The sequence below is a fragment of the Sphingobium sp. DN12 genome, from assembly GCF_051058005.1.
Taxonomy (GTDB): domain Bacteria; phylum Pseudomonadota; class Alphaproteobacteria; order Sphingomonadales; family Sphingomonadaceae; genus Sphingobium; species Sphingobium yanoikuyae.
In genome coordinates this window covers 4,203,929-4,219,294 of the sequence record NZ_CP173717.1, presented here as the reverse complement: position 1 = coordinate 4,219,294, position 15,366 = coordinate 4,203,929, and the positions used below count along the sequence as shown (strand labels likewise).

At 64.7% G+C, this 15,366-nt stretch carries 16 protein-coding genes; 8 read left to right on the top strand and 8 right to left on the bottom strand.

Going from position 1 to position 15,366, the window contains the following annotated elements; genetic code table 11:
- Positions 1–4: 4 nt before the first annotated feature.
- Together ACI6S0_RS20020 and ACI6S0_RS20015 are read left to right on the top strand one after the other, a co-directional pair.
- On the top strand, positions 5–1,387 hold the full coding sequence (locus tag ACI6S0_RS20020; protein ID WP_434405971.1) for an aromatic ring-hydroxylating oxygenase subunit alpha: 1,383 nt from the start codon (positions 5–7) through the stop codon (positions 1,385–1,387).
- 19 nt (positions 1,388–1,406) lie between these two features.
- Complete coding sequence (locus ACI6S0_RS20015) at positions 1,407–2,327, top strand: TIGR03619 family F420-dependent LLM class oxidoreductase (protein WP_434404094.1); 921 nt, start codon at positions 1,407–1,409, stop codon at positions 2,325–2,327.
- On the opposite strand, the gene ACI6S0_RS20010 is transcribed toward ACI6S0_RS20015, so the two are convergent.
- Both ACI6S0_RS20010 and ACI6S0_RS20005 read right to left on the bottom strand, forming a co-directional pair.
- Positions 2,324–3,238, bottom strand: coding sequence for an acyl-CoA dehydrogenase family protein (locus tag ACI6S0_RS20010; protein ID WP_434404093.1), 915 nt, complete (start codon positions 3,236–3,238; stop codon positions 2,324–2,326). The genes ACI6S0_RS20015 and ACI6S0_RS20010 overlap by 4 nt on opposite strands.
- Positions 3,238–4,383 (bottom strand): acyl-CoA dehydrogenase family protein, encoded by a 1,146-nt coding sequence (locus tag ACI6S0_RS20005; RefSeq protein WP_434404092.1) that lies wholly within the window; start codon positions 4,381–4,383, stop codon positions 3,238–3,240. Before ACI6S0_RS20005 ends, ACI6S0_RS20010 begins: the two co-directional genes overlap by 1 nt.
- A 140-nt stretch (positions 4,384–4,523) precedes the next feature.
- Between ACI6S0_RS20005 and ACI6S0_RS20000 the strand changes: the two genes are divergently transcribed.
- The 4 genes from ACI6S0_RS20000 to ACI6S0_RS19985 all read left to right on the top strand — a co-directional run bounded on the left by ACI6S0_RS20000 (position 4,524) and on the right by ACI6S0_RS19985 (position 9,271).
- Positions 4,524–4,838, top strand: coding sequence for a Rieske (2Fe-2S) protein (locus ACI6S0_RS20000; protein ID WP_052076579.1), 315 nt, complete (start codon positions 4,524–4,526; stop codon positions 4,836–4,838).
- A gap of 90 nt (positions 4,839–4,928) precedes the next feature.
- On the top strand, positions 4,929–6,137 hold the full coding sequence (locus ACI6S0_RS19995) for an acyl-CoA dehydrogenase family protein (RefSeq protein WP_434404091.1): 1,209 nt from the start codon (positions 4,929–4,931) through the stop codon (positions 6,135–6,137).
- A complete protein-coding gene (locus tag ACI6S0_RS19990; protein WP_434404090.1) occupies positions 6,134–7,114 on the top strand; it encodes an acyl-CoA dehydrogenase family protein in 981 nt (326 codons plus the stop codon). The genes ACI6S0_RS19995 and ACI6S0_RS19990 overlap by 4 nt, the downstream gene beginning before the upstream one ends.
- Before the next feature lie 24 nt (positions 7,115–7,138).
- Positions 7,139–9,271 (top strand): hypothetical protein, encoded by a 2,133-nt coding sequence (locus ACI6S0_RS19985; protein WP_434404089.1) that lies wholly within the window; start codon positions 7,139–7,141, stop codon positions 9,269–9,271.
- A gap of 40 nt (positions 9,272–9,311) precedes the next feature.
- On the opposite strand, the gene ACI6S0_RS19980 is transcribed toward ACI6S0_RS19985, so the two are convergent.
- A complete protein-coding gene (locus tag ACI6S0_RS19980) occupies positions 9,312–9,854 on the bottom strand; it encodes a hypothetical protein (RefSeq protein ID WP_434404088.1) in 543 nt (180 codons plus the stop codon).
- Positions 9,855–10,000: 146 nt separating this feature from the next.
- On the opposite strand from ACI6S0_RS19980, the gene ACI6S0_RS19975 reads away from it, so the two are divergent.
- Entirely contained in the window at positions 10,001–10,444 is a 444-nt protein-coding gene (locus ACI6S0_RS19975) for a hypothetical protein (protein WP_434404085.1), read from the top strand.
- Positions 10,445–10,586: 142 nt separating this feature from the next.
- Complete coding sequence (locus ACI6S0_RS19970; protein WP_004209437.1) at positions 10,587–11,246, top strand: DUF6891 domain-containing protein; 660 nt, start codon at positions 10,587–10,589, stop codon at positions 11,244–11,246.
- A 209-nt stretch (positions 11,247–11,455) separates the two neighbouring features.
- Here the strand turns inward: ACI6S0_RS19970 and ACI6S0_RS19965 are convergent, their stop codons facing one another.
- The 5 genes from ACI6S0_RS19965 to thiC all read right to left on the bottom strand — a co-directional run bounded on the left by ACI6S0_RS19965 (position 11,456) and on the right by thiC (position 15,332).
- The gene (locus tag ACI6S0_RS19965) at positions 11,456–11,752 is read right to left on the bottom strand and encodes a LysR family transcriptional regulator (protein WP_434404084.1); all 297 of its coding nucleotides are present in this window, start codon (positions 11,750–11,752) and stop codon (positions 11,456–11,458) included.
- Between the two features lie 57 nt (positions 11,753–11,809).
- Positions 11,810–12,202 carry a type II toxin-antitoxin system death-on-curing family toxin gene (locus ACI6S0_RS19960; RefSeq protein WP_434404083.1) on the bottom strand — a complete coding sequence of 131 codons (393 nt, stop codon included), beginning with the start codon at positions 12,200–12,202 and terminating at the stop codon, positions 11,810–11,812.
- A complete protein-coding gene (locus tag ACI6S0_RS19955) occupies positions 12,202–12,429 on the bottom strand; it encodes an AbrB/MazE/SpoVT family DNA-binding domain-containing protein (protein ID WP_434405970.1) in 228 nt (75 codons plus the stop codon). Before ACI6S0_RS19955 ends, ACI6S0_RS19960 begins: the two co-directional genes overlap by 1 nt.
- A gap of 194 nt (positions 12,430–12,623) precedes the next feature.
- Positions 12,624–13,367: a DUF3800 domain-containing protein gene (locus ACI6S0_RS19950; RefSeq protein ID WP_434404082.1), complete on the bottom strand. Its 744-nt coding sequence runs from the start codon at positions 13,365–13,367 to the stop codon at positions 12,624–12,626.
- 69 nt (positions 13,368–13,436) lie between these two features.
- Positions 13,437–15,332 (bottom strand): phosphomethylpyrimidine synthase ThiC, encoded by a 1,896-nt coding sequence (gene thiC / locus ACI6S0_RS19945; protein ID WP_434404081.1) that lies wholly within the window; start codon positions 15,330–15,332, stop codon positions 13,437–13,439.
- Positions 15,333–15,366 lie beyond the last annotated feature (34 nt).

Genomic DNA, 15,366 nt, shown 5'->3' with positions numbered 1-15,366 from the left:
TGAAATGACGCGCGCGGGCTTCCCGCTGGAAATCAGCGATCCCGAGCGCATTCCCACGGCACGCTATTATGACGCGGATTTCTATCGCCGCGAATGCGAGGAATTGTGGCCCCATGTCTGGCAGATGGCCTGCCGCGTGGAGCAGGTGCCGGAGGTCGGCGACTGGATAGAATATAGCAATCTGGGCAAGTCCGTCATCATCGTGCGGACCAAGGACGGGATCAGCGCCTATCATAATGCCTGCCGCCATCGCGGCGTGCCGCTGACCGAGGGCAGCCATGGCAATTGCAAGGGCAAGGGCTTCATCTGTCCCTTCCATGGCTGGCGCTGGAATATCGAGGGCAAGAATACATTCGTCTATGGCCGGCACATGTTCAGTGAGCATCAGCTGGACGAGCAGGATCTGGCCCTGCGCCCGTGCCGCACCGAGATCGAGATGGGCTGCGTCTTCATCAATTTCGACGATGACGCGCCGTCGCTGCGCGAGCAGCTCGGCCCGCTCGCGGTGGGGCTCGATGCCTATAATGCCGAAAAGATGCGCGCCGAATGGTGTTTCGGCACGGTGCTGCCGGCCAATTGGAAGGTCGCGATGGAAGCCTTCATGGAAGGCTATCATGTCATGCGCACCCATCCGCAGCTGCAGCAGAAGGTGCCGATCCTCTACAACATGATGTACGGCATGGACACGGGCGGGATCGGCGTGCCGATCAATCCCAACCGGTCGATGAAGGAAAATATCGTCGACCAGGTCGACCATATGCAGCTGCTGAGCGAGGGCATGGCCGGCATGTGCCATGCCAAGGATGTCGCTGTCGCCCGCACCCTGATCGACGTGGACCTGCCCGAAGACCCGCAACAGGCGATCATGCACTGGTTTGGCATGGTCAATCATTGCGTGACCCAGGCCGGGCAGGCGCGCGGCGAACCCACGCCCGATCTCAACAAGCTGGCGGTGGAAACCCCGGTCAAGTCGGTGGAATTCATCTTCCCCAACTATTTCCTACTGCCCTTCCTCTCCAGCATGGCAGCCTATCGCATCCGCCCGCTCGGCCCGGAAAGCTGCATGTTCGAACTCTGGTCGCTGACCCATTTCCCCGAAGGACAGGAGCCGCCGGTGGTGATGGAGCCGGTGATGCTGCCCTATGACAGCGATCAGTTCCCGATGATCCCGCGCCAGGATTATTCCAACATCCCGCTGCAGCAGAAGGGGCTGCATGCCGAGGGCTTCGACTTCATGCGCTTGTCCAAGGTGATCGAAGGGCTGATCAGCAATTATCAGCGGATCATCGACGGCTATATCCGGCATGAACCCATGGATAAGCTGAGCGCGGCGACGCAGAAGCTGGCCGGCAATTTCGACGGGCCGGTGCTCGACCTGGGCTTCTGAGCCGGCGGGAGGCGGGGTCATGAAATTCGCCTTCGGCATGCCCCGGCTGATCGAGCTGAAGGCGACGATGCAGCCCTGGGAATTGTCGGTTAGCGGAGCGGACCAGACGCGGCTGGCGAAGCTGGCCGACGATCTGGGTTACGACATGATCAGCGTGCCGGAACATTTCCTGATCCCGCGCGCCCATGTCGACCTGTCGGGGCCGCATCATTTCCATGCCTATGCGGCGATGGGCTATTATGCCGGGGCGACCAGCCGCATCCGCATCAACAGCTCGATCGCGATCCTGCCGCTGCAGCATCCCGCGATCACCGCCAAGGCGCTGTCGACGATCGACTGGCTGTCGGGCGGCCGGGCGATGGTGACCTTCGGCGCGGGCTGGCTGGAGCAGGAGTTCGACCTGCTCGGCGTCCCCTTCCACCAGCGCGGGCGGATGTGCGACGAATATCTCGCCGCGATCGTCGAGCTGTGGACCAGCGACGATCCGCAGTTCGAGGGCGAGTTCGTCTCCTTCCGCGATGTCGCCTTTGCTCCGCGCCCGGTGCAGCAGCCGCATCTGCCGATCTGGATGGGCGGGGAGGCCGACGCGGTGCTGAAGCGCGCCGCCCGTCATGCCAGTGGCTGGTGGCCCTATCTGACCAGACCTGAGGATATTCCGGCGAAGATCGACTTCATCAAGTCGCAGCCGGGCTATGACGGCCGGCCGTTCGACGTGATGTACGGCTTTGCCACCAGCCGGGTCGGTGAGGGCCATGCCGTGGTCGACGATCCGCGCGCCCGGCCGGGCATGACCGCGCCGGAGATCATCGACCGGCTGGGCTGGTTCGCGACGCTGGGCGTCACCATGAGTTCGGTGCCGATCCCGGCGGTGCGCAGCATCAGCGAATATGAGGATTATGCCCGCTGGGTGATCGAGGAGATCAAGCCCAAGCTGAGCTAACCCCAGAGCGCGTCGGCGGCGTCCAGCGCCTGGCGGCCGCGTCCACCCAGATCGCCGATCAGCGCCTTGAGCCGATAGGTCCACAGGTGCAGTGGATGCTCCAGCGTCATGCCCATGGCGCCCAGGAACTGGTGGAAGTCATAGACGCAGCTGCGCGCCGATTCCTGCGCATGCAGCGCCGCCAGCGCTGCGTCCCCGGCATCGAGCGTGCCGGCCGCCTTCATCGCCAGCCAGTAAAGGCCATTGGCGCGCACCTGCGCCTCGGCCAGGCGATGGCGCAGCGCCTGGAAGGTGGCGAGCGGGCGGCCGAATTGCTGGCGATCGGTGACATAGGTCGCCGTGCTGTCGAGCGCGGCGGCGAGCAGGCCCGCCGCCTCCGCCGCCAGCGCCACGCGCCAGCGGGTGCGGACGTCGTCGGCCAATACGGCGTGAACGGCAAGGTCGTCCGGCTGGGCGATCAGGCTGCCCATCGGATAGGCATAAAGCGCTTCCGGTTCGGCCCGGATATGCTCAGTCGCTGCGACGAAGCTGCGCACCCGGTCCGGTCCGACCAGCAGCACCATCGCGCCCGGCGTAAGGAAGCGGACCGGGCGATGGGTCTTGCCTTCCTCCACCAGGCAGAGCGGGCGCTGCGTCGCGTCGCCCAGCAATGGGCGGATGAGGGCGCTGGCCGCCGCCTCTACCGTCTGCGGCAGGCGCGCCAGCCGCTCGACCACCAGCGCGGCGCTGATCGCGCCGAGGTCGGGATCGAAGCCGATGTCGAGGAAGCCGCCTTCGGCGAGGTCACGGTCCAGCGCCTCGCTGGCCAGGGCAAAGCCCGCCTCATGCAGCGTCGCGCCGGCATAGGGCCGGGTCAGCGTGTCGATCGCGTCGAGAATCGCGATCTGGTCGTCGGTCAGGGACAGGTCCATCAGCGCGGCTCCCGCGGCAGTTTGAGCACATCGCTGGCGATGATGTTGAGCTGGATTTCCGCCGCGCCGGCGGCGATGCCCGCGACGATCCCGCGCTGATGATGCATTTTGAGATAGGGGTGGGCGTCGGCCAGTGCCTGCGGCAGATATTCGACGATGAATTCGCATACCCGCCGTTCGGCCATCACCGTGGCGAAACGGGCGGAGCTGGATTCGGCGCCGATTGCCTCGCCCCGGCAGCGGCGGTCGACGATCGCATAGCTGGCCATTCGTGCCGCTTCGCACAGGGCGGCGGCATGGGCGGCCTCGATCCGCACCGCCTCGCCGGCAAATTCGCCTTGTGCCTGGAGCAGCGCCACCGCCCGGTCGAGCGCCGCGCGGGCGAGGGCATAGCGCGGAATGCCGAGCCGCTCATTGGTGAGCGAATAGCCGATAATCTCCCAGGCCTGGCCTTCCTCGCCCAGCCGCGCCTCAACCGGCACGACGACTTCGTCGAAGAAGACCTCATGAATGTCGCCCTCGCCGATCAGCGAGGGGATTTGCCGCACGGTGATGCCGGGCGTGTCCATCGGCACCAGCAGGATGGAAATGCCCTGCTTGCGATCGTCGCTGGTGCGGCAGACCAGGAAACAGGTGTCGGCCAGGCCCGCATAGCTGGTCCAGATCTTCTGCCCCGACACGCGATAGACATCGCCGTCGCGGGTCGCGCGGGTGCGCAGCGAGGCGAGGTCGGAGCCGGAACCGGGTTCGGAAAAGCCCTGGCACCAGAGCGCCCGGCCCTCGGTGATGGCGGGCAGATAGCGCGCCTTCTGCGCATCCGACCCATAGCGGATCAATGTCGGCCCGACCCAGTTGACGTTCATATATTGGCCGCCGCGCGGTTCGCCCGCGATCCACATTTCCTCGGCCAATATGGTTTGGTGCCAGGGATCGAGCCCTTGGCCGCCAATCTCCCTGGCCCAGTGCGGGGTCAGCAGGCCTTCGTCGGCGAGGCGCCCGCAGAAAGTGCGGGCATAGTCGGTCAGCGCGGGCGAGGCCGGGCCATGCTGCGAGAAACGCTCCCAGTCCTCCGGCAGCGTCGCGGCGAGAAAGTCGCGCAACCGCTGGCGAAAAGCCTCTTCATCCTGCGTCCATTCAAAATTCATTGGTCCACGCATCCCCTGCCGAACAGGGATGCGATACTTAAGAGCAGCGCGCCGCGACAGGGCGGCGGGCAAGAGAACGCCCCGGTGATGGGCTTGGGCCGGGTCTTGCCGCGCTCCACCGGCTTGGGCAGCTTTCGGGCATGAGCGAGCGCGATTTCAAAATGGCAGCCTCCCTGGATGAGGTGCCGCTGGGCAAGACCAAAAGCGTGACCATCGACGGACGGACCATCCTGTTGTGCAACAGCGACGGGCAGATTCATGCCATCGCCGCGCTCTGTTCCCATGCCGACGAACCGCTGGCCTGCGGCCGCATTCGTCTCGGCTGGATCGCCTGCCCGGCCCATGGCGCCCGGTTCGACCTGGAGACCGGCGCGCCGCTGACCGGCCCGGCGAGCGAACCGATCGCCACCTATCCCGTCCGCATCGTCGACGACATGATCGAGGTGGCGATCTAGCGCCATCGCCTTGGGGATATCGCCGGCCGCCATCTTGCGGGGGGCCGCGCAATTGGGCCTAGCGTCGGGCATGAGAGGAACCGGAACGGGATGGAGGGGCAGGCTTTGACCGACGCGCTCGACAGGCTGCGGATGGAGGTGCGCCAGTGGCTGGCCGACAATGCGCCGCACGGCTGGCGTGAGCGCAGCAGCAGCGAGGCCGCCTTCCTGCAAATCCAGCGCGACTGGTTCGCCAAGCTGGTCGAGGGCGGCTATGCCGTGCCGCACTGGCCGGCGGCGTGGCCGGGCGGCGGCCGCTCGCTTGCCGAACAGAAGATCCTCTACGAGGAACTGGCGCGCGCCGATACGCCGCGGCTGCTGCTGTCCTTCATGTCGACCTATCATGCCGCCTGCACCCTGTTCGAATGGGCGAGCGAGGCGCAGCAGGCGCTGCTGATCCCGCGCATCCTGGCCGGCGAAATCTGGTGCCAGGGCTTTTCCGAGCCCAATGCCGGGTCCGACCTGGCCAATGTCCGCACCCGCGCCGAGCGGGTTGGCGACACATATGTGGTGAACGGCCAGAAGCTCTGGTCGACCATGGGCCAGTTCGCCGACAAATGCCTGTTGCTGGTGCGCACCAGCAATGACGGGCCGAAACAGGCGGGCCTCACCTATCTGTTGCTCGACCTCAAGGCGCCGGGCGTCACCGCGCGGCCGATCCACCAGATTCACGGTGACGAGGAATTTGCCGAGCTGTTCCTCGACAATGTCGAGATTCCCGTCAGCGACCGGCTGGGCGAAGAGGGGCAGGGCTGGGCGGTGGCGCAATCGACCCTCTCGTCCGAACGTGGCCTGACGCTGCTGGAGTTGAGCGCCCGGCTGCGTGGCGCCTTGTGGCGGCTCGGCGACCTGATCCGCGCGCAGGGCCGGCAGGACGATCAGGGCATAGTGCGCGACTTCGGCCGGCTGAGCGCCAAGGTGGATGCCAGCTGCGCCGTCGCCGACCAGTTCCTCGCCAACCGCATCGCCGGGATCGAGCGGGTCGGCGACGCGTCGATCGTCAAGCTGTCCTACTCCCGCACGCTGCGGGAATTCACATCGCTCGGGATTCGGCTGGGCGGCATAGAGGCGCAATATCACAGCCCGATCACCTTTGGCGGCGGCATGGAGACCGGCAACTGGATGGCCGATTTCATGAACAGCTATGCCTGGACCATCGCCGGCGGCAGCGACGAGGTGCAACGCAACATCATCGCCGAACGGCTGGTCGGCATGCCGCGCGAACCCAAAAGCTGGACCTTGAAGGAGGGCGCGGCATGACCATGACCCGCGCGGAAGTGCAGGATGCGGCCGACAAGGCATTCGGCCAGAGCGATCTGGCCCCGGATGCGGCGCAGAGCTGGGCGCTGATCGCCGAGATGGGCTGGCTGATGATGGGCGTGCCGGAGGAACTGGGCGGCCTGGGCCTCGGCCGCGAGGCGGCGGGCGTCATCCATCAGGGCGTGGGCAAGGCGCTGGTGCCCGGCCCCGTGCTGGCGCAGATGCTGACGATCGAGGCGCTGGTCGCTGCCGATCATCTGCCGGAGCGCGAGGCGCTGATCGCCGACGCCATGGCGGGCGAGGTGATGACCACATCGCTGGCGGGCGGGCTGGATGGCGCTGAGCGCCTGACCTGCGTGCCCGATGCCGATACCGCCAGCCATATTTTGCACGTCACGGCCGATCGGGTGGCGCTGGTGCCGGCGGAGCAGGTTGCCGTCACCTATCGGGAAGGCTGGGACAAGAGCCGTCGCCTGTTCGGTGTCGTCCTTGAAGGCCCCGGCCTCACGCTGGCGCAGGGCGATGCCGCCCGCGCGCTGGCCGATCGGATCGAGGCGCTGCGCCTCTTCTGTCTGGCGGGCGACAGCCTGGGCGGCGCGGAGGCGGCGCTGGCCATGACCGTCGCCTATCTCGAAACGCGGCAGCAGTTCGATCGGCCGCTGGCGCTGTTCCAGGCGCTCAAGCATCGCGTCGCCGACATGCGGACGCAACTGACCGCCGCCGACGCCCTGTTCTGGAGCCGGGCGCAGCAGGCCGACGTCGATATCATCGCGCTGGGCGCGCTCAAGGCGCTGGCCTGCGCCGTCTATCGGCTGGTCGCGGAAGAGGCGATCCAGCTCCATGGCGGTATTGGCCTCACCATGGAACATCCCTGTCACCTGTTCCTGAAGCGCGCGATGCTGAATGGCGCGCTCGGCGGCGATGCGGATCATTGGGACGAACGGACCGGCAGGGCGGTGCTGGAGGCCGCAGCCTGAACCGGTAAAAAGGGAGAGGAAGCGATGCGTCGATCGATTGCAATGGGCATGACAGCCCTGTCAGCGCTACTGATGGCCGGCATGGCGGGGGCGCAGCAGGACGGCGCGCCTGCAACCCCGGCAAGCGCCGCCGAAGACCCGCTCTTCACCCAGCCCTATATCGACATCGACGAATGGCGCGATGCGCCGGTGCGGCACCGCTATGTCCATGGCGGGTTCAAGGGGACGGAAACCCGCTTCTCCTTCTATTTCCCCGACAAGGCGCACTATCAGGGCCGCTTCTTCCAGCACATCACCCCGGTCCCGGATGACGAGAATCTGGCGCAGAAGCTGACCGACGGCGAGGAAAATTATATCGGCTTCTCCATCGCGTCGGGCGGCTATTATGTCGAGACCAATGGCGGCGGCCGCGACCAGGTGGGCATGCCGGGCAAGCCCAACGATTTCACCATCGCCGCCTATCGCGCCAATGCCGCTTCGGCCCGCTATTCGCGGGTCGTCGCGCAGCAGATGTACGGCGGCAAGCGCCCCTATGGCTATGCCTTTGGCGGCAGCGGCGGCGGCTTCCGCACGGTCGGGTCGATCGAGAATACGACCGGCGTGTGGGACGGCGTCGTCCCCTATGTGCTGGGATCGCCGATGGCGCCGCCCAACATGTTCTCCGTGCGGATGCGCGCGATGCGGGTTCTCAACGACAAATTCCCCAAGATATTGGATGCGGTCGAACCGGGCGGCTCGGGCGATCCCTATGCCGGGCTGACGCCGCAGCAGGCGTCGGTGTTGCGCGAAGTGACGGCGATGGGGTTCCCGACGCCCAGCTGGTTCGGCTGGAAGACGATGGGCATCCACGGCTTTGCCGCCCTCTATGGCGGGATGGTGATGGCCGACGCCGGCTATTTCACCGATTTCTGGACCAAGCCGGGTTATCTTGGCCATGATGACCCGAAGAGCTTCGAGGGCTATCGGCTGCAGCATGATGCGACCATTGCCGCGCCGATCAGCGCGGCGCAGGCAGCCGAACTGAAGCTCGACACCCGCATCACCGATGGCGCCGCCAATGTCGACAATGCCTTTGCCGCGCTGCAGGGCCGGGCGGCGCAGCGCATCGTCGCTTTCCGCCTGTCGAGCCCGCCGCCCGCCACCTATTTCGTCGGCGGTGACCTGATCGTCGGGTCGGGCACGGCGCAGGGCAAGCGGCTGACGATCAACCGGATCGCCGGCGATGTCGTGATCCTGGGCGTGGTGGACGATGCCGTGGTCGACCTTCTGAAGGCCGGCGACAAGGTCCGCGTCGACAACAGCAATTTCCTCGCCGCCGAAACCTATCACTGGCATCAGGTGCCGCCCGTCGATGCCGGCTATCCGGTCTGGGACCAGTTTCGCGGGCCCGATGGCAAGCCGCTCTATCCGCAGCGCCCCTTCCTGCTCGGCCCGCTTTTCACTGCGGCGACCACTGGCAAGCCGATGGGCCAGCCGCCGATGACCGGGCAGTTCCAGGGCAAGATGATCCTGGTCGAAAATCTGTGGGATCGCGAAGCCATGCCCTGGCAGGGTGACTGGTATCGCCAGCGGGTGATCGCTGCGCAGGGCGCGGGCGCAGACCAGAATTTCCGCATCTGGTTCACCGACCATGCGCTGCACGGCGACAGCAGCAAGCAAGAAGACCCGACCCGCACGGTCAGTTATCTGGGCGTGCTGGAACAGGCGCTGCGCGACCTGTCCGCCTGGGTGGAAAAGGGCATCACCCCGCCCGCCAACACCGCCTATCGCATCGATCATGGCCAGGTGATCGTGCCGGCCGATGCGGCGGCACGGGGCGGCATCCAGCCGGTCGCCAGCGTCACCGCCAATGGTGGCGCGAAAGCCGTCGTGAAGCCCGGCGCGGCCGTGACCTTCCGCGCGACCATCAGCGTACCGCCGGGCACTGGCCGGATCGTGTCGGCGGAATGGGATTTCGACGGCAGCGGCGCCTTTGCCGAGAAGGCGAAGCTGCCCGGCGGTTCGGGCAGCAGCCTGACCCTGACCACACGCCACAGCTTCGCCGCGCCCGGCACCTATTTCCCCGCGCTGCGCATCGCGTCGGAGCGCAAGGGCGACGCCGCCACACCCTATGCCCGCATCCAGAATCTGGGCCGGGTGCGGGTCGTCGTCCAATAGCGGCAGAGGTGGCGCCGCATCATGTGGCGCCCCTGTCCCGTCAGTTCGACACGTCAGGGCATTGGCCCGGACGTTTTTCTTCCTTGCCGGCCTTGAACCAGCGGGTCGACTGGGCATCAACGGACTCGTCATAATAGCAGACCTCGGCCGTGCCGCTGGCCGGGTCGACCAGGGTCAGCCATTGGTGCGGGCCGCAATTATGGATTTCGCACGACCAGGCCGCGACCTTGCCGTCGACGGTCGCGATCGGCGAGGACGGGCCGCCCTCTTCCAGCACCCATTTGCGCACCGCCTTGTCCGCGACCGCCGCCTTCACCGCCGCGACCACGGCGGGATCATCGTTCCAGCTATGGGCGCCGACCTTGTCGAAGGGATATTTGCCGACATAGGGGCTGAAGGCGTCCCCTTTGGAAGCGGCGGCATTGGTCGCGTTGGCGGCGTTCGCCATGGCATTTTCGACCGCGTTGACCGCATTGTCGGCGGCATTGTCGGCCGGGCTGTTCTTCTCGCCGCTGCAGGCGGCCAGCGTGGCAGACAGGAGGACGGGCAGGGTCAGGACGGTCCAGAGGCGGTGGCGGGTCATCGGCGGTCCTTTGCGCGGTAGGGATGACCCCATGGTGGGGCGGGACGCGGCAGCGAGCAAGCGCGATTGCGCCACGGGCGCGGAAATTGGCGGCTGATCCGTCTGTAGGGGCAGATGATCTTCGATTGCGAAAGGCCCCCTGCCCGATGCGTTTTCCCCCTGCCCTGATCCTGCTCGCCGGCCTGGCTGCCGCACCCGCCGCCGCCCAGACCGCGGCCCCCGCCGACGGCCCGTTGAAGGTGGAAAATTACTACCGCGTCAAATGGGGCGGGATGGGCCAGTTCCTGACCACCTATCACAAGCAGCATGAGGCGTTGCTGCGCGAGATGATGCGGCAGGGCTATATCAGCGAGGTCACGGTCGAGATGCCCTTCACCCATATGGGCGGCAGCACGCGATGGGACGTGCGCACCACCATCGTCTACAAGCATGGCGCCGACGGCGTGGGCGCGGGTGAAGCGTACAAGGCAGCGATGGCGGCGGCCAAGGCACGGATGTTCCCCGACAAGGCGGCATTCGATGCCGAGGAGGCGAAGCACATGGCGGTGACGGAAGATCATTGGGACGTGGTGCTGGAACCCGCGCCATAAGGACCGACAGGCCATTTGGGGGCATCGCTGCGGCGGACCGTGAAGCTGTCGCGATTCATGGGTCAAATGCCCCCTTTTCCTTTGCCCGAAGCCACGCCATGTTGGGGTGGAGTAAAGTGCATCGCGGGAGGCAGGCAAACGCATGTTCGGCGCATTGTGGAATCGAATCTTCGGCAAGACCAACGCCCCCGAGCAAGAGCCCGCCCTTCCCCCCTATGATCCGCTCGCGGCGCTGCGCGACCAGGTGTGGCGCGACGTCGCCGGGGGATTTCATGACGATGACGCGATCCTGACCGCCGCCCACGACACGTTCGTCGAGGAACTGCCCGGCCCGACCCTGCGCCGCGAGGCATCGGCCGCGCTGCGGCAGGCGCTGGCCGAACATAATGCCGCCGAAAAGGCCTGGCCCGACATGACCGATTGCGACCGGCTGGACGCCGCCTTTGCCGCGCTGGAGGCCGAAGGCGTGATCGCGCGGCAGAATTTCACCTGCTGCGGCAGTTGCGGCGCGATCGAGATCTGGGACGAGATCGAGGAAGCGATCGGCGAAGGGCGCCCGGCCGAGGGCTATGCCTTTTTCCACATGCAGGACACCGAGGCGGCGGTCGAGGGCGAGGCGCTCTACCTCAATTACGGTGCCTGCGCGGCGGGCGAGGCGGCAGCGCTCGATATCGGCCGACGGATCGCCGCCCAGCTCGACGCCCATGACCTGGCGGTCGATTGGGACGGCAGCTGGAGCATGCGCATCCAGGTGGTACTCGACTGGAAGAAGCGCCGCACCCTGCGCATGCTGGAGGCCTGAACCGGCGGGCGGACGCCGGTTCGCCCCAGGGTCACGCCCGAAGTTCACAGCGTTATCGACCTTTTCGGGGGATTTGCGCCGCTTTTGCACCGGCCGCGCGTCACCCACGCGCCTGTTCTGCATCAGAACGCACCACCGGGGCGACGCATAGCGCGCCCATGATGCCCCGGTGACGCGACAGCTTTGCACCTGTTTTGCACCGATATGCCTCAGCGCCGCGTCGCGGCCTGGGGGCGAAGCTGGGTGGCGATCGGGTCGGCCATCGCCTGGGCATGGAGCGCCAGCGCGTTGCTCCAGTCCCGGTCGAAGGCGGTGCCGACAAGGCGACGACGCAGGCGATGCGCGCTGGAGGGCGACATGCCGACCATGCGCGCGGCCTGGGCCACGCTGCCGCTCTGGTAGAGGGCGGTCAGGAAGGTTCGCTGCCGGGCCGGGGTCCAGCGGGCCGGGGTGAAGATGGCCGGCGCGGGCTGCGCGGGCGGGCGAGCGGGGAGGTTCTGTGTCATTCCCCAGGGTAGATCAGAGGATCGCCGTGTAGGACAGGGGATATTGGCGCCGGGGTGTCAGGGGGCGAGATGGTGGCGGAACCAGTCGGCCAGTTCTTCCTCCGACAGGGTGCCGGGTGCCAGTTCCATGAAGGCCACGACCAGTTCAGCATCGGCCGCGGTCAGGCCATGACCGTTCAGCAGCAGGAAGGTTTCGCTGACCACCGCCGCAATCCGCTTGTTGCCATCGACAAAGGGATGGTTGCGCGCCAGCCCATAGGCGTAAGCAGCCGCCAGGGCAGCGGCATCCGGTTCACCATAATGGGCGAGTTGCTCGGGCCGCGCCATCGCGCTTTCGAACAGGCCGCGATCGCGCAGCGCATCGCCGCCCCCGCCATGTTCGGCAATCTGCTCGGCATGGGCGGCTTCCGCCACGGCGGGCGTGATCCAGACCCAATCGGGCCGGGCCATTATTTCGCCAGTTCGCGCAGCGCCCGCTTGCGCCGCGCCATGACTTCCCGCGCAGCGGCCATCTGCGCCTCGAAATCCGGCTCGGCGGCCGATAGTTCGATACCGCGCGACGTGAGGACAACCGAAAGGCTGTCACCAGCCGCCGCCTGGAGATGCGCCAGCAATTCCTTGGGCAGGATCACCCCGGCGCTATTGCCGATCTTCGTGATCTTGAGGGGCATGTTCATACGCGGGTTATAACTGAGATGGCGCTTCACGACAACGTTCACCGGCATCATCCGCTAAGTCTCTGAAACTGAATCAGTTTAAATTCTTGAAAAAAAAGGTAGAATCATTATTATAAGAAATGGTCTGAAACTCGGCACAACCGGGAAGTAGGACTGACCCGGCGGGTAGCTTCGGTTATCCGCCCTTTTTATAGTTACACAATGCCCAGCGCGTTTGACTTGCTTGCCGCCGTGTTCAAAACCGGCTGGAGACGGTCAAAGTATAGATGACCACCCTTACGCTTGACGTAGCTGTTAGGTGCATATTTTTGCTGCAAAAAATAAGCACATATGTCGGCCATCTGAATTGCCAAAGACGCCTTTGAATCTTTCCCGTGAGGATCTTCAATAATCTTAGTGATTGGGATATTTCTCGTTCCACCATAAGAGCTTGGAATTGGATTATATACAGCCATTCGCCTAACCATGCGGGAAAGCTTTTCTCCTGCCGTCGCATCGGTCAATACTAGACCAAAATCATCCCGATATTTCCCAGGGTAGTTACCAAAGAACAGCGTATTCTCAAATCTTTGAAACAAAACACCCCAAGCACTTTGAAAAACGTCATAATCTGCAGGCTTCCCTGCCTTATCAACAATTACGTTTGTAATTGAAATTTCAGGTATTTTTGCCAATTCGTCAATGGCATTTCTCAAAATAGATAACCTATGATGCTTGGCCAAACCATGTACCGGACTCCTGATATATTCAGAAGCATGCAACTCCGTACGAATGGGCAGCCCATAGACACTTTTCAGCGTCTTTCGCAATGCAATCAACCTGTCAATGAATGGTCGCCATCGTCGCTCATGAACAACGATCCCACTTAACGCAAAATAACGCGTTGGAGATCCAACAAGCCCTGTGTCACCACTTTCATCGACATACATCAGGTACATGTTTTCATGCTATTGCATGTGGAAGGATTATCAAGACCCTTCCACATCCATTTTCAATCTACCAATTCATCAATCATGCTCCCTGCCACCGGCGCCCATATAGAGTTCGCTGCCGGTTTCCTTGAAGAGTTTGCTCATCTCTTCCATGCCTTTCAAGGCCGCGGCCTTGCTGGCTTCGGCGACTTCGGCGCCCGTCAGGCCCGCCGCCAGGAAGCCGTCGGCGGGCTGGTTCTTCTTCGCCGCGAAATCCCTCACTTCCTGCGTGATCTTCATCGAGCAGAATTTGGGGCCGCACATCGAGCAAAAATGGGCGCTCTTGGCGCCTTCGGCCGGCAGGGTCTGGTCATGATATTGTTCGGCCGTGTCGGGATCGAGCGACAGGTTGAACTGGTCGCGCCAGCGGAACTCGAAACGCGCACGGCTGAGCGCGTCGTCGCGGACCTTGGCGGCCGGATGCCCCTTTGCCAGGTCGGCGGCGTGGGCGGCGAGCTTGTAGGTGACGACGCCGACCTTCACGTCGTCACGGTCGGGCAGGCCCAGATGCTCCTTGGGCGTGACGTAGCAGAGCATCGCCGTGCCATACCAGCCGATCTGCGCCGCGCCGATCCCTGAAGTGATATGGTCGTAGCCCGGCGCGATGTCGGTGGTGAGCGGCCCGAGCGTATAGAAGGGCGCTTCGCCGCAGACCTGGAGCTGCTTTTCCATATTCTCCTTGATCTTGTGCATGGGGACATGGCCCGGCCCTTCGATCATCACCTGCACATCCTGTTTCCAGGCGCGGTGGGTCAGTTCACCCAGCGTGTAGAGTTCGGAGAATTGCGCTTCGTCATTGGCGTCGGCGATCGATCCGGGGCGCAGGCCATCGCCCAGCGAATAGGCGATGTCATAGGCCTTCATGATCTCCGTGATCTCGCCAAAATGCTCGTAGAGAAAGCTCTCCTTGTGGTGCGCCAGGCACCATTTCGCCATGATCGACCCGCCGCGCGAGACGATGCCGGTGACGCGCTTGGCCGCCATCGGGATGTAGGCGAGGCGCACGCCGGCATGGATGGTGAAATAGTCGACGCCCTGCTCGGCCTGTTCGATCAGCGTATCGCGGAAGATGTCCCAGGTCAGGTCTTCGGCGATGCCGCCGACCTTTTCGAGCGCCTGATAGATGGGCACGGTGCCGATCGGCACGGGCGAGTTGCGGATGATCCATTCGCGGGTGTCGTGGATGTTGCGGCCGGTGGAGAGGTCCATCACCGTGTCGGCGCCCCAGCGGATCGACCAGACCAGCTTGTCGACTTCGGAGGCGACGTCGGATGCGACGGCCGAGTTGCCGATATTGGCGTTGATCTTCACCAGGAAATTGCGGCCGATCGCCATCGGCTCGGATTCCGGGTGGTTGATGTTGGACGGGATGATAGCGCGGCCGCGGGCGACCTCATCGCGGACGAATTCGGGCGTCACATAGTCGGGGATCGACGCGCCCCAGCTTTCGCCGTCGCGGACATATTCGGCGAGGCGGGCGCGGCCGAGATTTTCGCGTTCCGCCACATATTCCATTTCCGGGGTGATGATGCCGCGGCGGGCATAGTGCATCTGCGAGACGTTGGCGCCGGGCTTGGCGCGCAGCGGGCGCTTCACGACATTGGGGAAGGGCTGGACGCCGCCCGAACGATCGGGGCCTTTGAGGCCATTATCCTCCGGCTTGATCTCGCGCGCATCATATTCCTCGACATCGCCGCGCTCGCGGATCCAGTCACGACGCAGCTGCTGGAGGCCCGCCATGATATCGATATGCGCGTCCGGATCGGTATAGGGGCCGGACGTGTCATAGACGCGGACAGGCGGCTCGCCGCTCCCCGGCTCGAGATGAATCTCGCGCATGGCAACCTTGCGCGGGCCGACATGGATCTTCTTCGAGCCGCGAATCGGGCCTGTCGTGACGCGCATTTCGGTGCGGGCGGGGACGTCTGCCATAACTTCTCTCTCCTTCAGGCGGAAAGAGAGTGCG